The sequence below is a fragment of the Mycobacterium sp. OTB74 genome (assembly GCF_029892685.1).
GTDB lineage: Bacteria > Actinomycetota > Actinomycetes > Mycobacteriales > Mycobacteriaceae > Mycobacterium.
In genome coordinates, this window is the sequence record NZ_JARXVD010000014.1 from 40,881 (window position 1) to 64,733 (window position 23,853).

Below are 23,853 nucleotides of genomic sequence, written 5' to 3' on the forward strand. Positions count from 1 at the left end.
GCACGCCGAACCGGTATTTTGAAAGGTGCCATGGCCCGCGCAATTCACGTCTTCCGCTCGCCCGACCGCTTCGTGGCCGGGACCGTTGGGCAACCGGGCAACCGGACCTTCTACCTGCAGGCCGTCCACGACCAGCGAGTGGTTTCGGTGATGCTGGAGAAGCAGCAGGTCGCCGTCCTGGCCGAACGCATCTCAGCGTTGCTGGTCGAGATCAATCGCCGTTTCGGGACCCCGATCCCGCCCGACAATGGCGATGTCGTCGACCTCAGTCCGCTGCTGATGCCGGTCGATGCGGAGTTCCGCGTGGGCACCATGGGGCTGGGTTGGGACGCCGAGGCGCAGACCGTCGTGGTCGAGCTGCTGGCCGTCACCGACTCGGAGTTCGACGCGTCGGTGGTGCTCGACGACGCCGAGGACGGCCCGGACGCGGTGCGGGTGTTCCTGACGCCGCAGTCGGCGCGTGATTTCGCGAACCGGTCCAATCGCGTCATCTCGGCCGGCCGGCCGCCTTGCCCGTTGTGTGAAGAGCCGTTGGACCCGGAAGGGCATATCTGCGTGCGCACCAACGGGTATCGGCGCGGAGTCCTGGGTGCCAGTGGTGATGAGCCGGATGACGCGTCCTCCTGACGACGCTGCAGAGGTACTTCTGAGCGGCGATCTGACCGTCCTGGGACGGATTCGGTCGGCCAGCAACGCGACATTTCTGTGCGAGGCCACTTTTGGTGAGCTGCAGCAGCATTGCGTGTACAAGCCGATCTCCGGCGAGGCGCCGCTGTGGGATTTCCCCGACGGCACCCTGGCTGGGCGCGAGCTGGGCGCCTACCTGGTGTCGGCTGCGCTCGGGTGGAATGTGGTGCCGCACACCATTATTCGAAACGGTCCGGCTGGGCGGGGCATGGTGCAGCGCTGGGTCGACCGGCCCGGTGACGCGCTCAGTGACGCCGACGAGCCGGATCCGGAGGGGCCCGATCTGGTGGATCTGGTGCCGGCGGGCAAGCTGCCGTCCGGTTACCTGCCCATCCTGCAGGCCTATGACTACGCCGGCGACGAGGTCCTGCTGGTGCATGCCGACGATCCTCGCCTGTACCGAATGGCCGTGTTCGACGTGTTGATCAACAACGCAGACCGCAAGGGCGGCCATGTGCTGGCCGGAACCGACGGCGGCGTGTACGGGGTAGACCATGGCGTGAGTCTGCACAGCGAGGACAAGCTGCGCACAGTGCTGTGGGGCTGGGCCGGTAAACCGCTGGAAGACGACACGCTTACCGACATCGCCGCGTTGGGTGATGCGTTGCGCGATGGGCTGGGCGCCCAACTGGCGGAACACCTGACCCGCCGTGAGATCGCTGCGCTGCAGGCGAGAGTCGTTGCGCTGCTGAGTAATCCGGTGATGCCGACGCCGGATCGGCATCGGCCGATCCCGTGGCCGGCCTTCTGATTGCAGTTTGCGCACATCGGTTGTGATTTCATCCTTCGTACCGATCAGTAGTGCTTTAGGCTCGGTCTCATGACCGATCATGACCGGGCTGCCGCCCGCCGCGAGATCGCCGATGCACTCCAGAAGGCACTCGACCGCCGGCATGAGGTGCTAGACGTCATTGTCGAGGCCGACAACAAGGCCGCCGCTGTCGATGCCATTTCCAACCTGCTGGGTACCTCCGAGGCCGGCGGGGAACAGGTCATGGCGATGTCCTTCGCGCTGCTGACCAAGGACGCCCGCAAGCGGATCGCCGAGGAACTGGAAGACCTGAACTCCCAGCTGTCATTCGCCATCGCCGACCGGCCCGCCAGCTTTGGTGATCACCTGGTGCTGCGCCCGTTCTCCGGGACCGCGGACCGCGACATCTTCGCCGCCCGCACCGCTGACGTGGGGTCCTCCGGCGACGGCTCGGGCCGCGCCGCCGGCGACTTGGATGAGGAGATCAAGGCTGCGGTGCACCGGGTCGACGACGAGGAAGCCGTCTGGTTGGTGGCCGAGGAAGACGCCGACAAGGTCGGCATGGTGTTCGGCGAGTTGGTCGGTGGTGAGGTGAACGTCCGCATCTGGATCCGCCCCGAGCAGCGGCACCGTGGCTACGGCACGGCTGCGCTGCGTCGTTCCCGTTCGGAGATGGCGTCGTACTTCCCGGCTGTGCCGATGGTGGTTCGCACGCCGGGAGCCACTCCGAACTAGACTGCGTGACAACGAAAATGGGCTTCGGGGGCATCCCCGGAGCCCATTTTGCGCAGGTGGTGTGCCGGCGGTCGATTGGGCGGGCCGGGCCACTTCGGCAATACTCAGACGGTGGAGCAAAGCGATGCCGCACTGGCGGCCGAGGTTGCGGAGGAGGCCGGCGAGTTCCTGCTGGCCGTGCGCGACCGCTTCCGCTTGCACGATCCGTACACGCTGGGTGCGGCCGGTGACCGGCACGCCAACACCCTGATCCTGGACCGGCTGCGGGCGGCCCGCCCCGGTGACGCCATCTTGTCCGAGGAGGCCGTCGATGACCTTGCGCGGCTCCGTGCGGACCGGGTGTGGATCGTCGACCCGGTGGACGGCACCCGCGAATACGGCGTCGGGAGCCCAGAGTGGGCTGTGCACATCGCGCTGTGGCAGCGCGGGCTCGGCCCGCACGGATCCATCACCGATGCGGCGGTCGCGCTACCGGACCTCGGCGAGGTGCACCGCACCGACACCGTCACCCCACCGCCTGAGCGCAGGCCGGGCCCCATCCGGGTCGCCACCAGCACTCACCGCCCGCCCGCGGTGGTGTGGTGGATGCGCGACGTGCTCGACATGGAGCTGGTCGGTATCGGCTCGGCCGGTGCCAAGGCCATGGCGGTGGTGCGCGGCGACGTCGATGCTTACCTGCACGCCGGCGGGCAATGGGAATGGGACTCGGCAGCCCCGGCCGGCGTGGTCCTTGCCGCCGGGCTGCACGTCTCGCGGCTGGACGGTTCGCCCATGCGCTACAACCTGCCCGACCCCTACCTGCCGGACTTCGTGATGTGCCGCCCAGAGCTGGCCGGCACCTTGCTCGACGCCGTACGGGCTGTCTCGTAGTTCACTTGCCGCACTCCTCATCGCGGCTCGTGCCTCGCCGCTTGATCGTCGTGCGACGGAGTCGCACCCGAAATCACCCCGGCCGAGCTCCGATAGAGTCGGAGTCATGAGATCGTGGCTGGCGCCCAGCGTCCCGAATCTGCCGGGCAAGGGCCCGCAGCTCCGGCTTTATGACACCGCCGACCGTCAGGTCCGGCCGGTGTCGCCGGGTCCGACGGCCACCATGTACGTCTGCGGCATCACCCCGTACGACGCCACCCACCTCGGCCACGCCGCCACGTATCTGACCTTCGATCTGGTGCACCGACTCATGCTCGACGTCGGCCACCAGGTGCACTACGTGCAGAACGTCACCGACGTCGATGACCCGTTGTTCGAGCGCGCCGAGCGCGACGGCGTGGACTGGCGTGAATTGGGCGATCGCGAGACCGAGCTGTTCCGGCAGGACATGACGGCGTTGCGCGTCCTGCCGCCGCACGACTACGTCGGCGCCATCGAGTCCATCGACGAAGTGATCGAACTGGTCGAGAAGCTGCTGGCCTCGGGGGCGGCGTACGTCGTCGATGACGCCGAGTACCCGGATGTGTACTTCCGGGCCGACGCCACCGCGCAGTTCGGCTATGAGTCAGGCTACGACCGCGACACCATGCTGAAGCTGTTCGGTGAGCGCGGCGGCGACCCGGATCGGGTGGGCAAGGTCGGCCCACTCGACGCGCTGCTCTGGCGGGTGCAGCGTCCGGGCGAACCCAGTTGGCCCTCGCCTTTCGGGGCCGGACGCCCGGGCTGGCACATCGAGTGTTCGGCGATCGCGCTCAACCGCCTCGGCATCGGCCTGGACATTCAGGGCGGCGGCAGCGACCTGGTGTTCCCGCACCACGAGTTCTCCGCAGCGCACGCCGAATCCGTCACGGCGCAACGGCGTTTCGCACGGCACTACGTGCACGCCGGGATGATCGGCTGGGACGGGCACAAGATGAGCAAGAGCCGCGGCAACCTGGTGTTAGTGTCGCGGCTGCGGGCGGACGGCGTCGATCCGGCTGCCATCCGGCTGGGACTGATGGCCGGGCACTATCGCGCCGACCGGTTCTGGAGCGACGAGGTACTGCAAACGGCCCAGGACAGGTTGCAGCGCTGGCGCGCGGCGGTCGCACTGCCTGCGGGGCCGGACGCCACCGATGTCCTCGCCCGGGTTCGCCAGTACTTGGCCGACGATCTGGATACGCCGAAAGTCCTTGCTGCCCTTGATGGTTGGACCACGGATGCACTGGAGTACGGCGGTCACGACCAGACTGCGCCGCAGACCGTGGCCGCTACGGTCGACGCGCTACTCGGGGTAGCCCTGTAGAACGTCTTGGTGGGGTACGTTTTTCGGCTATGGGTTCTGCGAATGGGAAAGTCGTATTCATCACCGGCGGCGCAGCCGGTGTCGGGGCCGAGGTCGCTCGCCGATTGCACGCTAAGGGCGCCAAATTGGTGCTGATCGACGTCGATGCCGCGCAACTGGAATCGATCTCCGGTTCGCTGGGCAAGGACGTGTTGACCGTGGTCGCCGACGTGCGTGATCTGACCGCCATGCAGGCCGCCGCCGCCGCCGCGGTCCAGCGCTTCGGTGGCATCGACGTGGTGATGGCCAACGCCGGCATTGCGTCCTACGGGTCGGTGCTACAGGTCGATCCCGTGGCGTTCAAACGTCTACTCGACATCAACGTCCTCGGTGTCTTCCATACCGTACGGGCCACGCTGCCGTCGGTCATCGACCGTCGCGGCTATGTGCTGATTGTGTCGTCGCTGGCGGCCTACACCGCCGCGCCCGGCCTGGCGCCGTACAACGCCTCCAAAGCCGCCGTCGAGCAGTTCGCCAACGCACTGCGCCTCGAACTCGGTTACCGGGGTGTCAAGGTCGGCTCGGCGCACATGTCCTGGATCGACACCGCCCTGGTGCGCGACAGCAAGGCCGACCTGCCGACGTTCACCGAGATGCTCACCAAGCTGCCCTGGCCCATCAGCAAGACCACCTCGGTCGAAAAATGCGGCGAGGCGTTCGTGGCCGGCATCGAGGGCCGCAAGGCCCGGGTGAACTGCCCGCGCTGGGTGGGTGCGTTGCGCTGGCTGCGGCCCGTGCTGTCCACTAGCGTCGGCGAGGCACCGGTGGCCAAGTTCGTTCCCGACCTGCTGCCGCGGATGGACGCGGAAGTTGTGGCGCTGGGTCGTTCCGCAAGCACGCATACCGAAGGACTGGACAAGCCATGATGAGGTGGGTCGGCGCTGTCATCGCCGTACTTTTGACAGTGGTGGTGGCGGGCTGTAGCGGTAAGCACGGTTCATCGGCGCCGCCTCAAACCCAGGCGCCGACCCCCGAACTGATTCGGTCTATCGCGAAATCGGCTTATACGTACGGCTTTCCGATGGTCGACAACTATCGGGTCATGCACTCGTATTTCGTTGACAAGTCCAGCCCGGAGTACAAGGGCCCGTGGAACCAGGTACACAACTCCGCGCGGGTCTACACGCCGCAGGACACGGCGATCCAGACGCCGAATTCGGACACCCCGTACTCGGTCGTCGGTGCTGATCTGCGCACCGAACCCCTGGTCTTCACCTTGCCGCCGATCGAGCCGGGCCGTTACTACTCAGCGCAATTCGTCGACCTCTACACCTATAACATCGCCTACGCCGGCAGTCGCACCACGGGCAACGGTGGCGGCAAATTCCTGCTGGCCGGGCCCAGTTGGCGAGGCGAGACACCGCTGGGCATCGACCAGGTGATCCACAGCGACACCGACCTGAACATGGTGCTGTTCCGCACGCAGCTGTTCGGTCCTTCAGACCTTGAGAATGTCAAGAAGATTCAGGCCGGCTATCAGGTGACGCCATTGTCAGCGTTCCTGAATCAGCCGCCTCCGCCGCCGGCCCCGCCGATCGACTTCATCGCGCCGCTCTCGGTGCAGGACCAGCGAACTTCGCCGAAGTTCTTCGAGATCCTCAACTTCGCGCTGAAGTTCGCGCCGGTCCAACCTGCGGAAGAGGTTATGCGGCAACGGTTTGCGATCCTGGGCATCGGTCCTGACGGCAATTTCGATGCGGCCAAGCTGACCCCGGAAGCGCATAAGGCCGTCGAGGCCGGGATGGCCGACGCGTGGACGGCGTTCGAAACCTTCAAGAAGGAGAAGTTCGACACCGGCGAGGTGACCTCGGCCCAATTATTCGGTACTGCAAGCGATTTGCGGGGTAACTACCTGTACCGGATGGCCGGTGCGGTGCTGGGCATCTACGGCAACACCGCTGCCGAGGCGATCTATCCGAGTGCAGCCAACGATAGCACTGGTGCGCCCCTGAACGGCGCCAACAACTACACGCTGCGGTTTGCGCCCGGGCAGCTGCCGCCGGTCAACGCATTCTGGTCGGTGACCATGTACGAGATGCCGCAGAGCCTGCTGGTGGCCAACCCGATCAACCGATACCTGATCAACTCGGCCATGCTGCCCACTCTGGTCAAGGATCCCGACGGCGGTATCACGCTGAACCTGCAGAACAAGTCACCCGGCCCGGCTCGTGAGCCCAACTGGCTGCCGACACCGGCCGGCCCGTTCGCCATCGCAATCCGGTTGTACTGGCCCAAGCCCGAGGCGCTGGACGGCACCTGGAAGGCACCCAAGCCGGTGAAGGTGCCCTAGCTACCGCCCGCTGAAGCCGGACTGCGGGCTACCGCCCGCTGAAGCCGGACTGCGGGCTACCGCCCGCTGAAGCCGGACTGCGGGCTACCGCCCGCGGCGCTTCAGGTAGCGCTCGAACTCCGCAGCCAACGCGTCACCGTCGATCTTGCCCAGCGCCTCGTGCAGGTCCACCTCGGCGTCGCCGCGTTCCTCCAACGACTGCACGTACTCGGCGATTTCCTCGTCCTCGGCAGTCATCTCGGTGACCGACTGCTCCCATTCCTCGGCCTGCGCCGGCAGGTCGCCCAGGGGGACCTCGATGTCCAGCACATCCTCTACCCGGCGCAGCAGCGCAACGGTGGCTTTCGGACATGGCGGCTGCGATACGTAATGCGGCACGGCCGCCCAGAACGTCACCGCCGGAATACCAGCTTGCACGCAGGCGTCCTGGAACACCCCGGCGATGCCGGTCGGCCCCTCGTAGCGGGTCTCTTCCAGCCCGAACGTCTTGGCCGACTCGGGGGAGTAGGCCGCGCCCGACACCGGGACCGGCCGGGTATGCGGGGTATCGGCCAGCAGCGCACCCAGGATGACGACGGTGTGCACATTGAGCTTGTCGGCGATGGCCAGCAGCTCGGCGCAGAAGGTCCGCCACCGCATGTTCGGCTCGACACCGTGCATCAGCACCACGTCGCGATCCGAGCCCGGCGGCCGGCAATGTGAAATCCGCATCGAGGGCCACACCAGTTCGCGGGTGACGCCGTCGACCTGGCGGATCACCGGGCGATTCACCTGGTAGTCGTAGTAGCTCTCGTCGTCGATTTCGACGACCGTTTGCCCCTCCCAGATGGCGTCGAGATATTCCAGCGCGTCACTGGCGGCATCACCCGCGTCGTTCCACCCCTCGAACGCCGCGACGACGATGGAATCGTGCAGGTCGGGGAGCTCGGATCCCCAGTGCTGGGTCGGGATCGAATCGGACGGACTCACACCGCCAGCGTAAGCCCTGGAGGCCCTCGATGAGCGCTGGTGGTGTGCGGGTCGGAGACGCCATCAGAGTCTTGCGCTGCCGATACCTTGGGTGTCCAAACGTCTGTCAGTGTTACGACGTAGACTCTTCTGGTCGAGAGGCGTTGCAACGGGTCCGGATTTCTCAGCCGTATCCGCCACGCTCGGCAGAGTCAAGGACGCCTTCCATTATGGAAGGAATGTGCGTGATCATCGTTGAGCCGAAAACCTTTGCGCCGAACATCCGCCCGGACTGCACCGACGAACTGACGGCAGCTCTGGGCCAGCGGATCATGGTGATCGACGGCGCGATGGGCACGGCCATCCAGCGAGATCGGCCGGATGAGGCCGGCTACCGCGGCGAGCGGTTCATAGAGTGGCCGACCGCCTTGCAAGGCAACAATGACCTGCTCACCCTGACGCAGCCGCAGATCATCGAAGGGATTCACCGCGAGTACCTCGAAGCGGGTGCCGACATCCTGGAGACCAACACGTTCAACTCCAACGCGGTCTCGCTGTCTGACTACGAGATGCAGGAGCTGGGCTACGAGCTGAACTACGCCGGCGCTGCCCTGGCCCGCAAAGCTGCCGACGAATTCAGCACCCCGAAGAAGCCCCGCTACGTCGCCGGCGCAATCGGCCCAACGACGCGCACCGCATCGATCTCGCCGGACGTCAACGACCCCGGAGCCCGCAACGTCTCCTATGACCAGCTTGTCGCCGCCTACCTCGAAGCCGCCAACGGCCTGGTCGACGGTGGTGCCGACCTCCTCCTCATCGAGACCATCTTCGACTCGCTGAACGCCAAGGCGGCGGTGTTCGCCGTCGAGACGCTGTTCGAGCAGCGCGGACGCCGCTGGCCGGTGATCATCTCGGGCACCATCACCGATGCCTCCGGGCGGACGTTGTCCGGTCAGGTCACCGAAGCGTTCTGGAACTCGATCAGGCACGCGAAGCCGATCGCGGTGGGCCTCAACTGCGCCCTGGGCGCGCCGGAGATGCGGCCCTACATCGCTGAGATGGCGCGGATCGCAGACACATTCGTCTCCTGCTACCCGAACGCCGGCCTGCCCAACGCCTTCGGCGAGTACGACGAGTCCCCCGAGGCGCAGGCCGGCTACATCGCCGACTTCGCCGATGCTGGCCTGGTCAACCTGGTCGGAGGGTGCTGCGGCACGGCGCCGCCGCATATCGCCGAGATCGCCAAGATCGTCGAGGGCAAACCGCCGCGCGAGCTGCCGGAGATCGAGGTCGCCACCCGGCTCTCGGGCCTGGAGCCGCTCAACATCACCGACGGCTCCCTGTTCGTCAACATCGGTGAGCGCACCAACATCACCGGCTCCGCGCGGTTCCGCAACCTGATCAAGGCCGAGGACTACGACACCGCCCTGTCGGTCGCCCTGCAGCAGGTCGAGGTCGGTGCGCAGGTCATCGATATCAATATGGACGAAGGCATGATCGACGGCGTCGCCGCGATGGACCGATTCACCAAGCTGATCGCGGCCGAGCCGGACATCAGCCGCATCCCGGTGATGATCGACTCCTCCAAATGGGAGGTCATCGAGGCCGGTCTGAAGAACGTGCAGGGCAAGCCGATCGTCAACTCGATCTCCATGAAGGAGGGCGAGGAGAAGTTCATCCGTGAGGCACGGCTGTGCCGAAAGTACGGCGCCGCCGTCGTCGTGATGGCCTTCGACGAACAGGGGCAGGCCGACAACGTGGAGCGCCGCAAGGAGATCTGTGGGCGCGCGTACCGGATCCTGACCGAAGAGGTCGGCTTCCCGCCCGAGGACATCATCTTCGACCCGAACTGCTTCGCGCTGGCGACCGGTATCGAGGAGCACGCGACATACGGGATCGACTTCATCGAGGCCTGCGCCTGGATCAAGGAGAACCTGCCCGGGGTGCACATCTCCGGCGGTATCTCGAACGTGTCGTTCTCGTTCCGGGGCAACAACCCTGTGCGCGAGGCGATCCATGCGGTGTTCCTCTTCCACGCCATCAAGGCCGGCCTGGACATGGGCATCGTCAACGCTGGTGCGCTGGTGCCCTACGACTCGATCGACCCCGAGCTGAGGGATCGGATCGAGGACGTCGTCCTGAACCGTCGCGAGGACGCGGCCGAACGGCTCCTGGAGATCGCCGAGCGGTTCAACAGCAAGGACAAGGGCGAGGACCCTGTCGCGGCCGAATGGCGCAGTCTTCCTGTCCGCGAACGGATTACACACGCCCTGGTCAAGGGCATCGATGCCCACGTAGACGACGACACCGAGGAACTGCGGGCCGAGATCGCCGCCGCGGGTGGTCGCCCGATCGAGGTGATCGAGGGCCCGCTGATGGACGGCATGAACGTCGTTGGCGACCTCTTCGGCTCAGGCAAGATGTTCCTGCCCCAGGTCGTGAAGTCGGCCCGGGTGATGAAGAAGGCTGTCGCGTATCTGCTGCCGTACATCGAGGCGGAGAAGCAGCCGGGTGACGCCGTGACCACCAACGGCACCATCGTGATGGCCACGGTGAAGGGCGACGTCCACGACATCGGCAAGAACATCGTCGGGGTTGTCCTGCAATGCAACAACTACACCGTGATCGACCTCGGTGTGATGGTGCCTGCGCAGAAGATTCTGGACGCGGCCAAGGAGCACAACGCTGACATCATCGGGCTGTCCGGCCTGATCACCCCGTCCCTGGACGAGATGGCCAACTTCGCCGTCGAGATGGAACGTGAGGGGCTGAAGATCCCGCTGCTGATCGGCGGTGCGACCACCTCGCGCGCCCACACGGCGGTGAAGATATCGCCGCGTCGTAGCGGTCCCGTGGTTTGGGTCAAGGACGCTTCCCGCTCGGTGCCGGTCGCTGCCGCGCTCCTCGACGACAAGCAGCGCGGTCCCCTGCTGGAGGCCACCGAGGCCGACTATGCGGCCCTTCGTGAACGGCACGCCCAGAAGAACGAGCGGCCGATGCTGACGCTGGAGAAGGCCCGCGCCAACCGGACGCCGATCGAGTGGGACGGCTACACGCCGCCGGTGCCCGCCGCGGGGATCGGCGCGCGGGAGTTCGAGAATTACGACCTCGCCGAGCTGCGCGAATTCATCGACTGGCAGCCGTTTTTCAACGCTTGGGAGATGAAGGGCAGGTTCCCCGACATCCTCAACAACCCGGTCGCGGGCGAGGCTGCCCGCAAGCTGTACGACGACGCCCAGGAGATGCTCGACACCCTGATCAAGGAGAAGTGGCTGACTGCCAACGGGGTGATCGGGTTCTTCCCGGCCAATGCGGTCGGCGACGACATCGCGGTCTACACCGACGAGACCCGTACTGAGGTGTTGACCACGTTGCACAACCTGCGCCAGCAGGGCGAGCATCGTGACGGCATCCCGAACCGGTCGCTGGGCGACTTCGTCGCCCCCAAGGGCACCGGTCTGGCCGACTACATCGGCGCGTTCGCCGTCACCGCGGGGCTCGGCAGCCAGGCCAAGATCGCCGAGTTCAAGGCAGCCAATGACGACTACAGCGCCATCCTGCTGGAGTCCATCGCAGACCGGCTGGCAGAGGCTTTCGCCGAGCGGATGCACCAACGGGTCCGTAAGGAGTTCTGGGGATACCAGCCCGACGAGCAGCTGGACAACGAGGCGCTCATCGATGAGAAATACGTAGGAATCCGTCCTGCCCCCGGCTACCCGGCCTGCCCGGAGCACACCGAGAAGGCGGCGCTCTGGGAGTTGATGGATGTCCAGGCCCGGACCGGCATCGAGCTGACCGAGTCGATGGCGATGTGGCCCGGCGCTGCCGTCAGCGGCTGGTACTTCTCGCACCCGCAGTCGCAGTACTTCGTGGTCGGCCGGATGGCCCAGGACCAGGTCGCTGACTACGCGAAGCGCAAAGGCTGGACCCTGGCCGAAGCCGAGCGCTGGCTCGCCCCCAACCTGGGCTACAACCCGGAGGACTGATCCCATCTCCCGTCCCTGTGTCGCCCGCCCAAAGTTCCAAGCTGTCCTCTTCGATATGGACGGCACACTCGTCGACTCCGAAAAGCTTTGGGAAGTCGCGATGCACGCTTTCTACGCCCGAAAGGGTGGAGTGCTGACCGACGAGGTGCGGGTGGCGACGGTCGGTGGTTCGGCGGAGAACGTCATGCGCATCGTCTACGACGATCTGGGTCTGGACCCCACGCCCGAGGCCATGGCGGAGTCCGCGGACTGGTTGCACGACTACACCGGTGAATTGTTCGAGCAGGGGCTGCCCTGGCGGCCGGGTGCGCAGGAGTTGTTGGAAACATTGGCCGCCAGCGATCTTCCGCTGGCGCTGGTGACCAACACTCGGCGCACACTGGCCGAGCAAGCGCTGAAAACCATTGGCCGCCACTACTTTACGGTCACGGTCTGCGGTGACGAGGTTCCCGACGGTAAGCCCCATCCGGCTCCGTACCTGCGGGCCGCGGAGCTGCTCGGGGTGGCACCGGAGGATTGCCTGGCCATCGAGGATTCAGTGACCGGTGCGCAGTCGGCGGACGCCGCGGGCTGCGCGGTTCTGGTGGTGCCCAACGACGTCCAGGTGCCGGATGGCCCGCGCCGCAGGCATATCGACACGCTGACCGGCCTCGGCGTCGCCGAACTGCGAAGCATTTACACGCAGATCGTGACCTGACCCCGCCTCGATTGACCGATTCGTGCCCCGCGATTGTGCGATTGTTGACGCACATAACGCAGTGCTGCGAAAGGACATCCGGTGACTCATGGTCCGATCGGCGAGGAATCCGCGCCGGTAATCGCTACCGAGGTCTTCCACTCCGGCACCAGCCCCGTGCGCATCGCAGCGGTGGCGGCGTTGGGCGGGCTGCTCTTCGGCTATGACAGCGCGGTGATCAATGGTGCGGTGAAGTCGATCCAGCAGGCCTTTGCTATCGACGACGCGCGCCTCGGAATGGCGGTGGCTTCCGCGCTACTTGGTGCGGCGGTCGGTGCCATGACGGCCGGCAGGCTGGCTGACCATGTCGGCCGGCTGGCGGTGATGAAGTTGGCCGCGCTGCTGTTCTTGATCAGCGCGTTCGGAGCGGGTTTGGCCCCGAACATCTGGGTTCTTGTCGCGTTCCGGATCGTCGGCGGTCTCGGTGTCGGTTTCGCTTCGGTGATCGCTCCGGCCTATATCGCGGAAACCTCACCTGTAAACATCCGTGGCAGGCTCGGCTCTCTGCAGCAGCTCGCCATCGTCAGCGGTATTTTCCTGGCCTTGGCGGTCGACGCGTTGCTGGCCCACCTGGCCGGCGGCGCCAGCAATGAGCTGTGGCTTGGTCAAGAAGCCTGGCGATGGATGTTCCTGACCATGGCCATCCCCGCTGTCGCCTACGGTCTGCTTGCTTACACCATTCCCGAGTCGCCACGTTATCTCGTTGCCACGCACCGCATTCCGGAAGCCCGCAAGGTGCTCACCATGCTGCTCGGGGAGAAGAACCTGGAAATCACGCTGGACCGTATCCAGGAGACACTCGACACGGAGAGAGCACCGTCGTGGCGGGACATGTGCAAGCCCGGCGGCGGCCCGCTGAACTTCTACGGCATCGTGTGGGTCGGTCTGGCGCTGTCGGTGTTCCAGCAGTTCGTCGGAATCAACGTGATCTTCTACTACTCGAACATCCTGTGGGAGGCCGTCGGTTTCGACGAGAGCTCCTCGTTCATCATCACGGTGATCACCTCGGTCGTGAACATCCTGACGACGGTGGTCGCGATCATGTTGATCGACAAGATCGGCCGGAAGCCCCTGCTGCTGATCGGTTCGGCCGGTATGACGCTCACGCTCGCCACTATGGCGGTCATCTTCGGTACTGCTCCGCAGGTCAATGGCGTGCCCCAGTTGGACCACATTGAAGGGCCGATCGCGTTGGCGGCAGCCAATCTGTTCGTGGTGGCGTTCGGTATGTCCTGGGGTCCGGTGGTTTGGGTGCTGCTGGGCGAGATGTTCCCGAACCGTATCCGGGCCGCGGCTTTGGGTCTAGCCGCAGCCGGCCAGTGGGTGGCCAACTGGCTCATCACCGTCACGTTCCCGGCACTGCGCGACATGTTGGGCCTGGCGTACGGGTTCTATGCGCTGTGTGCGGCGCTGTCCCTGCTGTTTGTGCTCCGGTGGGTGCGGGAGACCAAGGGCGTGGCCCTGGAGGACATGCACGCCGAACTCCTGGAGGCCTAGCGCAACCGCCGGCGGTTCCGCCGGCACTCAACGGCGTGGATCACCACACCCGCATGCTACTGGTCAATCTCGTTGCCGGACTGTTTGTTTCGTCGTCTTCGTTTTCGGGTGGGTACAGGCTCGGGTGGTGGTACTGATTCGTGCGGGGTTGGCCTACGTCGAGTAGTGGTGGTGGGGTCCAGTGGGGGCGGCCGTCGGGGCCGATGGTGGTGGTCCAGCCGTGGGGTTGGTCGGCGAGGCGGTTGTCGGGGCCGCAGGCCAGGGTGAGGTTGGTGATGTCGGTGGGGCCGCCGTCTTTCCAGGTGCAGACGGCGTGGTGGGCTTGGGTGCGGGAGGCCGGTTGGGTGCAGTTGGGGCGGGTGCAGCCGCGGTCGCGGGCGAAGAGCATCAGGTGTTGCCCTGGTGAGGCCACTCTGCGGGTGCGGGCGAGGTAGAGCGGGATGGTGGTGTGTTTGTCGAACACCGCGAGGTAGCAGTAGGACCGTGATGCCATCCGGATCAGCTCGCCCATCGGCAGGGTGGTGCCGGTGTGGGTGAGGGCCAGGCCCGCACCGGCTTGGAGTTCCTGCAGGGTGGTGGTGACCACGACGGAGACGGGGATGCCGTTGTGCTCGCCTAACTCCCCGGACGTTAAGGCGCGGCGGGCCAGGGTAGCCAGGGCGTCGTGGGTGCGTTGGGCGGCGGTGCGGGTGTCGGACTGAATCTGGTCGGCCGAAGCGGTGCCGGTGGTGCAGGGTGTGGGGTCGTTGGGGTTGGCCATGCCGGGGGCCGCTAACTTCTCGAGTACTGCGTCGAGTAGGGCGCGGCATGGTGGGTCGAGCCAGCCTTCGATGCGGGACATCCCGTCGGGTTGTTGTTTGCCGATGGTGACGCCGCGGCGGCGGGCGCGTTCACGGTCGTCGGGTTCGGGGCCGTCCTGGTCGAGGCGGTAGCGCAGTTGGTTGGCGGCTTGGCGGAGTTCTTCGGGGGTTTGATGCCGGGCCCCGGCGATCAGGGTCTGTTCGCACTGGGCGATGGTGGTGGGGTCGACCCAGTTGGGCAGGTTGGTGAGGAAGTGACCGATCGCTTTGACGTGGTCGGTGTTGATCTCGCCATCGGCCTGCGCCGCGGCCGCGTGCTCCCATAGCGGCGGCAGTGGCTCGCCGGTCAGCCCTATCCGTGGGCCGAGGTGTTCGGCGTCGCGGACCCGGCGTCGGGCCTCCTCGCGGCTGATCCGTAGTCGGATGGTCAGGACGTCGGCCCAGTTTTTGGCGCCGATCGCTGTCGGGGTGGTTCGGGCCTGCAGCGCGGCCAGCAGGGAGTGGTCGACCACCGCGCCGGCGCAGGACACCTTCTCGCGGCGGGACTGCAATTCCAGCAGGTCGGGCACGGAGAGCCCGGTGTAGTCGAAGGCGGCGAGCCGGGCGTGCAGGGTTTCGAGTTCGGCGTAGGCCTCCTCGATCGCGGCCCGGTCGATGGTCATAATCGAACACTAGTTCGAACCACCGACAAGAATCGGCACTGGATGTGACGCCAGTTACCTACCGTGACCAGCGCAAACAAAGTGACCAAAGTTTTTCGCGCCAAGACGCGGTGGCGTGCTGACAGTGGCTGATTGGCGTCGTCGACACGCCTGCGAAACCGGTTTGCACAGCATGAAACAATTCAAGCCCGTGAAGACCTTCGACGCGCTGTTCGCTGAGTTGAGCGAGAAAGCGCAGACCCGCCCGGCCGGCAGTGGCACCGTCGCAGCCCTGGACGCAGGGGTCCATCATCTGGGCAAGAAGATCATCGAAGAAGCCGGTGAAGTGTGGATCGCCGCCGAGCACGAGAGCGATGACGAACTGGCCGGCGAGATCAGCCAGCTGCTGTACTGGACCCAGGTGTTGATGATCAAGCGCGGTCTCACCCTCGACGACGTGTACGGCAAGCTGTGAACACGTTGACGAGCGGGATGAATGAGACGAACGGAATGTTGCGCGTTGCCGTCCCCAACAAGGGTGCGCTGAGCGAGTCGGCTGCGCACATCCTGTCCGAGGCCGGCTATCGCCGTCGGACTGACCCCAAAGACCTGACGGTTGTCGACCCGGCCAACAAGGTCGAGTTCTTCTTCCTGCGGCCCAAGGACATTGCCATCTACGTCGGCTCCGGGCAGCTCGATTTCGGCATCACCGGGCGTGATCTGGCGGCCGAGTCGATGGCGCCGGTGCAGGAGCGGCTGGCGCTTGGTTTCGGTTCATCGACCTTCCGGTACGCCGCACCCGCCGGGCGGGACTGGACGGTCGCCGACCTCGCCGGCAAGCGGGTCGCCAGCGCCTATCCCAACCTGGTTCGGAAGGACCTGGCGGACAAGGGAATCGAAGCCACGGTGATCCGGCTGGACGGGGCGGTGGAAATCTCGATCCAGCTCGGGGTGGCGGACGCGATCGCCGATGTGGTCGGCTCTGGTCGGACCCTGGCACTGCACGATTTGGTGGCCTTCGGCGAATCGCTGTGTGACTCGGAGGCGGTGCTGATCGAACGCGTGGACGTCGAGCCGTCGGCCGCCCGCGATCAGCTCGCCGCCCGAGTGCAGGGCGTGGTGTTCGGGCAGCAGTACCTGATGCTCGACTATGACTGCCCGCGAAGCGCTTTGGAGCGTGCGACCGCGATCACGCCGGGGCTCGAGTCGCCGACCATCGCCCCACTGGCTGACCCGGATTGGGTGGCGGTAAGGGCATTGGTGCCACGCCGTCAGGTCAACGCCATCATGGATGAGCTTGCGACCATTGGGGCGAAGGCGATCCTGGCGTCCGATATTCGGTTCTGCCGCTTCTGAACCCGACCGGTGCTAGCGTCTGCTGAGGTTGTCCCTTGGCTCACCGCCGATTCGGAGGTCGATGTGACGCACGCACTGGTAATGCTTTTGGCTCTACTGATCGGCGTGGTAGCCGGTCTTCGGGCGCTGACGCCCCCGGCAGTTGTGGCGTGGGGCGCCAAGCTCGGTTGGCTGCCGGTGGCCGGCACCTGGGCTTCCTGGGTGGCCCATCCGATCACGGTCACCGTGCTGACGATTCTGCTGCTGGTGGAGCTGGTCACCGATCAGCTGCCCTCGACGCCGGCCCGGACGGTCCCGCCGCAGTTCGTGGTGCGGATCCTCACCGGTGCCTTTGCCGGTGCGGTGATCGGTGCCGGTTGGCATCACACCTTCACCGCCACCGGATGCGGCATGATCGGTGCGGTGATCGGCACCATGGCCGGCTACAACGCCCGCCGGGCCCTCGTCGAACGCAACGGCGGTAAGGATCGCCCGGTTGCCATCGTCGAGGACGCCATTGCGGTGCTCGGTGGGTTCGGCGTGGCCGCACTGGCAACTCTTCTGTAAATGGGCACTGCCACAACGGCATTCGACGCCATTGTCGTCGGAGCGGGGCAGGCTGGGCCGCCGCTGGCCGGTCGATTGACCGAGGCCGGTAACACCGTCGCGGTGGTGGAACGCAAACTGGTGGGCGGCACCTGCGTCAACTATGGCTGCATCCCCACCAAGACCCTGGTGGCCAGCGCCCACGCCGCGCACCTGGCCCGCCGCAGCGCCGAATTCGGCATCGGTACAGGGCAGATCACGGTCGATATGGCCAGGGTCAAGGATCGCAAAGACGGCATCGTCACCGCCGACCGCACGGGCGTTGAGGGCTGGCTGGAGACCATGGACGGCTGCACGCTACTGCGCGGGCACGCCCGGTTCACCGACCCGCATACCTTGGCGGTTGGCGACCAGACCATCACTGCCGAGCGGATCTTCCTCAACGTCGGTGGCAGGGCCTCGGTGCCTGACATCCCGGGCCTGGCCGACGTCGACTATCTGACCAATGTCGGTATTCTCGAACTCGACACGGTACCAACGCATCTCGTGATCATTGGCGGTAGCTATATCGGCCTCGAGTTCGCGCAGATGTACCGGCGGTTCGGTGCCGAGGTCACCGTGATTGAGCGCGGCCCGCGATTGGCCTCCCGCGAGGACGACGATGTGTGTGTTGCCATCAAGGACATCCTGGAGCGCGAGGGCATCACAATCCACTTGGGCGCCAGCGACATTCGTGTCGAGCGCGAAGGTGACGGGGTGGCGGTGACCACCCGTCCCGGTGGCCCGGTGGTCACCGGCTCGCATCTGCTGGTCGCGGTGGGACGGGTGCCCAACACCGATGAGCTGGGTTTGGATGTCGCCGGAGTAGCAACCGACGCAAGGGGTTTCATCACCGTGGATGACCAATTGCGCACCAACATCGAGCACATCTGGGCAATGGGTGACTGTAACGGCAGGGGAGCGTTCACCCACACTTCGTACAACGACTTCGAGATCGTGGCGGCCAATCTGCTCGATGGCGAACCTCGCCGGGTCAGCGATCGGATCCCCACCTATGCGCTCTACATCGACCCGCCGCTGGGCCGGGCCGGGATGACCGAGGCCCAGGTGCGGGCCTCGGGCCGAAAGGCGTTGGTGGGCAAGCGTCCGATGACACGGGTCGGTAGGGCGGTCGAGAAGGGCGAGACTCAGGGTTTCATGAAGGTACTGGTCGACGCTGAATCCGGGCAGATTCTCGGCGCATCCATCCTCGGCGTCGGCGGCGACGAGGTGGTGCACTGCATCCTGGACCTGATGTCCGCTGGAGCGCCGTACACCACCATGACCCACACCGTACACATCCACCCGACCGTGGCGGAGTTGGTGCCGACGATGTTGGAGGGGCTCAGGCCTCTGCAGCAACTGGCCCCGTAATAGCCTGTACCGCAGCACGTCCGGCGACCAACTGCCGGGTCACGAGGGCGACCCGGCGACCCAGATGTTCGCACGTGGCAAGGTCCGACGGGTGTACATCGGTGGCATTGGCATCCACGTCGGTGGCTGCTGCAGCGCCGAGCCAGAAGCCCAGTCGGTTCAGGTCGTGCTCACTCGACCCGGAACTGTTCCAGCCGGGCCCCAGGCCGAGGTTCACCCAATGCATGTGATGCTGAGCGGCGAATACCGTTAGTGAGACAAGTGAATTGAGCTTGTCGCCGCTCTTGGCGCCGGAGTTGGTGAAGCCCGCGGCGACCTTGTCGCCCCAGGTGCCGAGTTGGCAGCGCCGACCGGTCTGCTCGGCGAAGGCCTGGAAAACCGCCGACACGTTGCCCATGTAGGTGGCGGTGCCGAAGATGATGGCGTCGGCGCAGTCCAGAGTGGGCCAGTCGTCGTCGGACAACTCCGAAAGTCGGATCATGGCCACCTCGACGTCGGCCGACCGGGCGCCCGCCGCAACCGCGTCGGCCAGGACTGCGGTGTGACCGAAGCCGGACTGGTAGGCAACGACGACCGAAGGGGTGCTGTCAAAATCGTTCTGGGACATGCGCTTAGCCGTTCTGAATGGGGCTGCGGCCCGCGATCTGTTCGTAGCGTTCCAACCAGCCGGGCAGCGGTGTGCCGTCCAGCAGTGCTTGCAGCCGGTCCAGGTAGGCCTGGGTGCCGGGCCGGAAACCGTTGGCGTTGGGGACGCCAAGGCCGCGATGAGTCAGGCGGAGCAGCGTGCCGGAGCCGTCGGCGATGAGTTCGTAACGCACCACGCCGGGTTCGACGATCTGTTGGTGCCATTCGTGTTCGAACACCTTTGGCGGGTCCCAGACCAGGATGCGCCCAGTCATCCGCTTCATCTCCGGCGGCACCGGGGGACCAGAGGCCACGGTCTCGATGGAGCCGCCCGCCCTGGCGTCGATCTGGGTCTTGCCCATCCACTGGTCGCGGTGTGCCGGTTGGGTGATGGCAGCCCATACCCGCTCCACCGGATGGGCCAGCCTCCGCTCGAAGATCAACGTTGCGCGATCACCGTCGACGACGACTTCGCCTTGCAGCCCAATCTGATTCATTCATCCTCCTTGAAAGCGCGGTCCAGGTGACGGGTCAGAGCGTCCAGATGATCGGTCCAATAGCGCCGGTACCGCTCGATCCAGCGGTCCATCTCGACCAGGCCGTCGGCCCGCAGTGCGTAGATGCGTCGCTGGGCATCGGGGCGCACTTCGACCAGTCCGACCTCGCGCAGCACCCGCAGATGCCGGGACACGGTGGGCTGGGTCAGGCCGGGCAGTGTGGCCACCAGTTCGCCGGCGGTACGTTCGCCGCCCGCCAGTACGTCGAGCAAGGCGCGGCGGTTGGGTTCGGCGACGGCTTCGAACACATCCACGCAACTAATATCGCATATCATCTATATAGATGTAAAGGAATATAAGGCGCCGGCCAATGACGCGCCTGCCAGCAGGCGGAGGAGGTAACCGCATGACGGTGCTACACGCGATCAAGCAATCAGCGTGAGCGGAGCGGAATCGGCGGCTGGGTTCGGATGGTTATCGTCGGTATTGCCTACCGGAGTTGTTCTAGATCCCGACCGTAGTTCGACCAATCATGTCGCCGCCGCGATCGACCAGGCCCTCCGCGCCTATGACGCCGGCGTACGTCAATTGTGGATAGCCCAGCAGTTCGACCACGACGCGATCTCGCTGGCCGGATATGTAGGCGCCGCGGTGCCAGGCCTTGGCGACGGTACCTTCGTGGTTCCCATCAACCCACGGCATCCGCTGATCGTCGCCTCCCAAGCCCAGACCGCCCAGGCCGCGACCGGCGGGAACTTCGCTCTCGGTCTGGGCCTGGGCGCACACGCTCCCGAACAGGTGGCGTTCGGGACCGCCTGGCCCAACACCATCGGCCGATTACGCGAGCACCTGCAGGTGCTGCGGGCGATCCTGGACACCGGCACCGTTGACTTCCACGGCGAAGAATTCACCGCCGCCCCGCAGTGGCCGGTGACGGTGGCCGGCGGCGCGCCGCTGCCGGTCTACGTCGCGGCCATGGGGCCCAAGGCATTACGCGTCACAGGGGAACTGGCTGACGGGACTTTGCCGTACCTGGCGGGGCCGCGCACCCTTGAGAGATTCATCGTGCCGACCATCACCGCGGCCGCCAGCGCGGCCGGCAGACCCGCAGCGAAGGTGATCGCCGCGGTACCCGTGCTGGTGACCGACGACGTCGACGAAGGTCGGGCACGCGCCGCCGAGGCCCTCGAGTTCTACACGACCATTCCGTCATACGCGCGGGTGATCGCGCGCGAAGGCGTGGACTCCATAATCGACCTCGCTGCAGTCGGCACCGCCGCCCAAGTGGGCGCACAACTGCGCCGCTATCTCGATGCAGGAGCGACCGATGTCGTGCTCAGTCCACTGGTACGCACAGGCGTGGCTGCGCTGGAACCGATTTGGGACGTGGCCGCGACGCTGTAAGGACGGCCGATAAGCCCAATTCAGGCGGCGACGATATGTCATCGAAGTTGGGAACCTACAGCCACAGGCATTGCGTGGTGCTACGGCTGTTATGCCCGCTTCATCGGCCAGCGAATCAGCGCGGCCAACTCCTCACGATCAGCGGCATCGAGCTTCAGGCAGGCCCGGTAGATATGGCCCTCGGCAGTTCGCACGGACATGCACAGTTTGTCGGCGATATCGCGGTTGGACAGGCCCTCAGCGACCAGAGAGGCGATCTCGTGTTCGCGGGAGCTTAGCGGAAGTGGTTGTGCTGCAGCACGAATCGCGGGAGTGATGACACCACCGCAGCGCTCCGCGAGGTCGGCAACCCGGGCCGCGGCAAGCGCGCCCAGCCGTCGTCGCCCGGCCCGGTCGTGTGCGGTGGCGGCCTGCGCTGCAGCGTCTGTGGCCGCCAGCAGCAGCCCGACGGCCTCGAACTCGAGGCTCACGGCATCAAGACGCTCGGCGTCGGAGTTGGCCAGGGCCACGGCATGATCGGCATAAAGCACCGCGAGCTTGCCGTCCAGGTCTCCAGCAAGTTGTACAAGGCGAGACCCGGAGGTCCGGTCGCCGAATCGTGCGGCGTGATGGAGGGCCTCGGCTTCGACCGCGTACTGCTTGGATTGTCGCGCTTCAGTGGCAGCGCGCCGGGCGAGGTCGATTGCAGTACGGTGCCCACCGCGCGCCGCTGCCAGCCACGCCCGCGCGATCAGCATTTCCGGGCCGAACAATGCGACCTGCGGACCGAAACGTCGGGCCGCGTCGGCCAACACACGCTCCGCATCGAGGAACTGGCCCAGCGCGGTATAGCTACGGATGAGCAGCAGTTGACCCACGAGGCGCCACGGCAGGGGAGTCTTAGCGTTGAGAGCGGCCAGTGCCTGCTCGATCTCGGTGATGGCGTCGCGGAATTGACCACGACATGTTGCCACCAGACCAGTCGCGATTTTCGCGATGGCCCAGCCCATGAACTGGCCTTCGGAGAAGACATTGCCGAACTCGGCGGCGAGCTGACCGGCCCGATCCAGGTCGCCCAGATAGGCCAGTGCGAGCACGTCGAAGTACCGGATCATCAGCCGGATCATGCCGTCGGTGGTTCTCGGCTCGGCCCGATAACGGAGGGCGATGGTGACGTACGAGCGGCTGCGCCCACTGACCGGCATGGCCAGGCCGGCGGCAAACGTCGCGAAGTCGATGGCTTCTTCGGGTGCGCAGGGGTCGTTCAGAACCGCGGTCGAGGCACTGATTGCAGCCTCGATGTCGTTCTGGTGCACCGATACCGCCGCAGCGCAGCCTTCGACGATCGATCGCCGTTCCGGCTGCTGAATCCGGGATCGCAACAACACAAGAAGGTCATGGGTCGCCTCGACGTCGACGACCGACCAGAACAATATGCTCAATCGCGGGATGCCCCAGAGCAGCAATAGCAGTTCATCGAGATCGTCGGGATTGAACCGGGCCAGGACGGCGTCGGCCTCATCCGCGCGGCCCTGCCACAGCACTGCGCGGGCCAGCAGCGCGCCGGCCCGCAAGCCGTCTCCGTGATCAAAGGCGGTGCGGGCCAACTGTTCTCCGAGCGGCAGATTGGCCAGCGCGATAGCATCCCGAGCTGCCGCGACCAGCAGGGAATTGTCCGGCAGCCGGTCGCTTTCGGCGCTCAACTGAGCAAGCCGGATCCGTGCGGCGGCCGAGTCCAGAGGCTGACGGCGCAGTACCTGGGTCAGCTGGCCTCTGAGCATCCGCGCTGACGCTGTGCCCAGGCGTCTTCGGATCACCTCACCGTATAGCGGATGGCTGAATGAGGCCTCGGTCTGCAGGCCGTCTCGGGCGATTCGGATAAACCCTTGTGCCTCTGCGGAATTCACGCACGCCTCGCCGCACAGCTCGGTAAGTGTATCGATGTCCAGTGGCTCGCACAGCGCCAGCAGATGTAGCGCAGCGGTGGCCTCGCCCGCCCGGTTGAGCTGCTCGTCCAGCAGCGCCACCAAGCTCGATGTCACGGCCGCGCGTCCGCGCAGCTGCCATATTCCGTCGACCTCGGTTAGGTTGCCGGCTTGCAGCGCGCCTTCGAGAAGGTGCCGCAGATACAGCGGAGAACCTCCCGACGTCCGCCACAGTACGTCGGCCGACAGACCCTCCAGTGTCCCGCCGAGCGCTTGCTGTGCCAGCGTGGCGCACTGCGACTTCGACATCGGCTGCAGATCGAGGCGCAGCAGATAGCCGTCCTTCCACAGCGAAGTCACCGCATCGGACACCGGTTCGCCACTGCGGACGGTCAGGACAATGCGCGCGGCCCGCTCGACCGCAACGTGGTGCAGCATGGTCGCCGAAAGCTGATCCAACAGGTGCGCGTCGTCGACACAGATGATGGACCGATTGCCTGCGAGCAGTGCCTGTCGCGAGGCCGACAGCAGAGCGATCGGGTCGTGTCCACTGCACAGGCCTATCCACGGCGCGAAGACTCCCAGGGGAATGGCGCGTGAGGTGGCCGTACAGGCAGCCCAGTGCACAGTCGCCGATGGGACCGTCAGTACCGAAGGTTTGGTCAGTGTGCGGGCCAGCGTGGTCTTGCCGATACCGGCCGGCCCGACCAGCACAACGCCGCTGACAGTGTCAGAGCTCAAGGCCTCTGCGATCAGCCGTTGCTCAACCGGCCGATCGATTAGTTGCCATGCGCTGCCCACACCA

At 65.8% G+C, this 23,853-nt stretch carries 21 protein-coding genes; 15 read left to right on the forward strand and 6 right to left on the reverse strand.

The annotated features are described in order from the left end of the window. Positions 1–30 precede the first annotated feature (30 nt). The 7 genes from M2432_RS18510 (at position 31) to M2432_RS18540 (ending at position 6,717) form a co-directional block, all read left to right on the forward strand. Entirely contained in the window at positions 31–627 is a 597-nt protein-coding gene (locus M2432_RS18510) for a DUF3090 domain-containing protein (protein WP_280828287.1), read from the forward strand. Further along, entirely contained in the window at positions 611–1,438 is an 828-nt protein-coding gene (locus M2432_RS18515; RefSeq protein WP_280828288.1) for an SCO1664 family protein, read from the forward strand. Before M2432_RS18510 ends, M2432_RS18515 begins: the two co-directional genes overlap by 17 nt. Before the next feature lie 69 nt (positions 1,439–1,507). Then, positions 1,508–2,173, forward strand: a complete 666-nt coding sequence (locus tag M2432_RS18520; RefSeq protein ID WP_280828289.1) for a GNAT family N-acetyltransferase — start codon at positions 1,508–1,510, stop codon at positions 2,171–2,173. A gap of 111 nt (positions 2,174–2,284) precedes the next feature. After that, entirely contained in the window at positions 2,285–3,043 is a 759-nt protein-coding gene (locus M2432_RS18525) for a 3'(2'),5'-bisphosphate nucleotidase CysQ (protein ID WP_280828290.1), read from the forward strand. Between the two features lie 106 nt (positions 3,044–3,149). Further along, entirely contained in the window at positions 3,150–4,388 is a 1,239-nt protein-coding gene (gene mshC, locus M2432_RS18530; RefSeq protein WP_280828291.1) for a cysteine--1-D-myo-inosityl 2-amino-2-deoxy-alpha-D-glucopyranoside ligase, read from the forward strand. A 29-nt stretch (positions 4,389–4,417) separates the two neighbouring features. Continuing rightward, on the forward strand, positions 4,418–5,293 hold the full coding sequence (locus M2432_RS18535; RefSeq protein ID WP_280828292.1) for an SDR family oxidoreductase: 876 nt from the start codon (positions 4,418–4,420) through the stop codon (positions 5,291–5,293). Beyond that, positions 5,290–6,717 (forward strand): DUF1254 domain-containing protein, encoded by a 1,428-nt coding sequence (locus tag M2432_RS18540; RefSeq protein WP_280828293.1) that lies wholly within the window; start codon positions 5,290–5,292, stop codon positions 6,715–6,717. The genes M2432_RS18535 and M2432_RS18540 overlap by 4 nt, the downstream gene beginning before the upstream one ends. 84 nt (positions 6,718–6,801) lie before the next feature. On the opposite strand, the gene M2432_RS18545 is transcribed toward M2432_RS18540, so the two are convergent. Continuing rightward, complete coding sequence (locus tag M2432_RS18545) at positions 6,802–7,668, reverse strand: PAC2 family protein (RefSeq protein WP_280828388.1); 867 nt, start codon at positions 7,666–7,668, stop codon at positions 6,802–6,804. A gap of 236 nt (positions 7,669–7,904) precedes the next feature. Here M2432_RS18545 and metH point away from each other — a divergent pair, with 236 nt between their 5' ends. From metH to M2432_RS18560, 3 genes are all read left to right on the forward strand, one after another. Continuing rightward, positions 7,905–11,651, forward strand: a complete 3,747-nt coding sequence (metH, locus tag M2432_RS18550) for a methionine synthase (RefSeq protein ID WP_280828294.1) — start codon at positions 7,905–7,907, stop codon at positions 11,649–11,651. A 4-nt stretch (positions 11,652–11,655) separates the two neighbouring features. Further along, positions 11,656–12,348, forward strand: coding sequence for an HAD family phosphatase (locus tag M2432_RS18555; RefSeq protein ID WP_280828389.1), 693 nt, complete (start codon positions 11,656–11,658; stop codon positions 12,346–12,348). A gap of 81 nt (positions 12,349–12,429) precedes the next feature. Further along, positions 12,430–13,884, forward strand: coding sequence for a sugar porter family MFS transporter (locus tag M2432_RS18560; RefSeq protein WP_280828295.1), 1,455 nt, complete (start codon positions 12,430–12,432; stop codon positions 13,882–13,884). 40 nt (positions 13,885–13,924) lie between these two features. Here M2432_RS18560 and M2432_RS18565 read toward each other — a convergent pair whose 3' ends face one another. Continuing rightward, positions 13,925–15,346, reverse strand: coding sequence for an HNH endonuclease signature motif containing protein (locus tag M2432_RS18565; protein WP_280828296.1), 1,422 nt, complete (start codon positions 15,344–15,346; stop codon positions 13,925–13,927). 172 nt (positions 15,347–15,518) lie between these two features. Between M2432_RS18565 and M2432_RS18570 the strand changes: the two genes are divergently transcribed. From M2432_RS18570 to M2432_RS18585, 4 genes are all read left to right on the forward strand, one after another. Next, positions 15,519–15,800: a phosphoribosyl-ATP diphosphatase gene (locus M2432_RS18570; protein ID WP_280828297.1), complete on the forward strand. Its 282-nt coding sequence runs from the start codon at positions 15,519–15,521 to the stop codon at positions 15,798–15,800. Between the two features lie 35 nt (positions 15,801–15,835). Next, positions 15,836–16,681 carry an ATP phosphoribosyltransferase gene (gene hisG / locus M2432_RS18575; protein ID WP_280828390.1) on the forward strand — a complete coding sequence of 282 codons (846 nt, stop codon included), beginning with the start codon at positions 15,836–15,838 and terminating at the stop codon, positions 16,679–16,681. Between the two features lie 63 nt (positions 16,682–16,744). Then, positions 16,745–17,227 carry a DUF4126 family protein gene (locus tag M2432_RS18580; RefSeq protein WP_280828298.1) on the forward strand — a complete coding sequence of 161 codons (483 nt, stop codon included), beginning with the start codon at positions 16,745–16,747 and terminating at the stop codon, positions 17,225–17,227. Next, positions 17,228–18,619, forward strand: coding sequence for an FAD-containing oxidoreductase (locus M2432_RS18585; RefSeq protein WP_280828299.1), 1,392 nt, complete (start codon positions 17,228–17,230; stop codon positions 18,617–18,619). Here M2432_RS18585 and M2432_RS18590 read toward each other — a convergent pair. From M2432_RS18590 to M2432_RS18600, 3 genes are read right to left on the reverse strand one after another with little or no spacing between them, the layout of a single operon-like run. Next, positions 18,591–19,226, reverse strand: a complete 636-nt coding sequence (locus tag M2432_RS18590; protein ID WP_280828300.1) for a flavodoxin family protein — start codon at positions 19,224–19,226, stop codon at positions 18,591–18,593. The two genes, M2432_RS18585 and M2432_RS18590, sit on opposite strands and share 29 nt — an antisense overlap. Before the next feature lie 4 nt (positions 19,227–19,230). Continuing rightward, positions 19,231–19,740, reverse strand: a complete 510-nt coding sequence (locus M2432_RS18595; protein WP_280828301.1) for an SRPBCC family protein — start codon at positions 19,738–19,740, stop codon at positions 19,231–19,233. Beyond that, on the reverse strand, positions 19,737–20,054 hold the full coding sequence (locus M2432_RS18600) for a metalloregulator ArsR/SmtB family transcription factor (RefSeq protein ID WP_280828302.1): 318 nt from the start codon (positions 20,052–20,054) through the stop codon (positions 19,737–19,739). The genes M2432_RS18595 and M2432_RS18600 overlap by 4 nt, the downstream gene beginning before the upstream one ends. Positions 20,055–20,226: 172 nt before the next feature. Between M2432_RS18600 and M2432_RS18605 the strand changes: the two genes are divergently transcribed. Further along, the gene (locus tag M2432_RS18605; RefSeq protein ID WP_280828391.1) at positions 20,227–21,144 is read left to right on the forward strand and encodes a TIGR03564 family F420-dependent LLM class oxidoreductase; all 918 of its coding nucleotides are present in this window, start codon (positions 20,227–20,229) and stop codon (positions 21,142–21,144) included. An 89-nt stretch (positions 21,145–21,233) separates the two neighbouring features. Here M2432_RS18605 and M2432_RS18610 read toward each other — a convergent pair whose 3' ends face one another. Then, complete coding sequence (locus M2432_RS18610; RefSeq protein WP_280828303.1) at positions 21,234–23,849, reverse strand: LuxR C-terminal-related transcriptional regulator; 2,616 nt, start codon at positions 23,847–23,849, stop codon at positions 21,234–21,236. Positions 23,850–23,853 lie beyond the last annotated feature (4 nt).

Bases quoted from the DNA above. Each gene is read 5' to 3' on its own strand.
- M2432_RS18510 (WP_280828287.1), top strand. From the start codon at position 31: ATGGCCCGCGCAATTCACGTCTTCCGCTCGCCCGACCGCTTCGTGGCC.
- M2432_RS18515 (WP_280828288.1), top strand. From the start codon at position 611: ATGACGCGTCCTCCTGACGACGCTGCAGAGGTACTTCTGAGCGGCGAT.
- M2432_RS18520 (WP_280828289.1), top strand. From the start codon at position 1,508: ATGACCGATCATGACCGGGCTGCCGCCCGCCGCGAGATCGCCGATGCA.
- mshC (WP_280828291.1), top strand. From the start codon at position 3,150: ATGAGATCGTGGCTGGCGCCCAGCGTCCCGAATCTGCCGGGCAAGGGC.
- M2432_RS18535 (WP_280828292.1), top strand. From the start codon at position 4,418: ATGGGTTCTGCGAATGGGAAAGTCGTATTCATCACCGGCGGCGCAGCC.
- M2432_RS18540 (WP_280828293.1), top strand. From the start codon at position 5,290: ATGATGAGGTGGGTCGGCGCTGTCATCGCCGTACTTTTGACAGTGGTG.
- metH (WP_280828294.1), top strand. From the start codon at position 7,905: ATGTGCGTGATCATCGTTGAGCCGAAAACCTTTGCGCCGAACATCCGC.
- M2432_RS18565 (WP_280828296.1), bottom strand. From the start codon at position 15,346: ATGACCATCGACCGGGCCGCGATCGAGGAGGCCTACGCCGAACTCGAA.
- M2432_RS18570 (WP_280828297.1), top strand. From the start codon at position 15,519: ATGAAACAATTCAAGCCCGTGAAGACCTTCGACGCGCTGTTCGCTGAG.
- hisG (WP_280828390.1), top strand. From the start codon at position 15,836: ATGTTGCGCGTTGCCGTCCCCAACAAGGGTGCGCTGAGCGAGTCGGCT.
- M2432_RS18585 (WP_280828299.1), top strand. From the start codon at position 17,228: ATGGGCACTGCCACAACGGCATTCGACGCCATTGTCGTCGGAGCGGGG.
- M2432_RS18590 (WP_280828300.1), bottom strand. From the start codon at position 19,226: ATGTCCCAGAACGATTTTGACAGCACCCCTTCGGTCGTCGTTGCCTAC.
- M2432_RS18595 (WP_280828301.1), bottom strand. From the start codon at position 19,740: ATGAATCAGATTGGGCTGCAAGGCGAAGTCGTCGTCGACGGTGATCGC.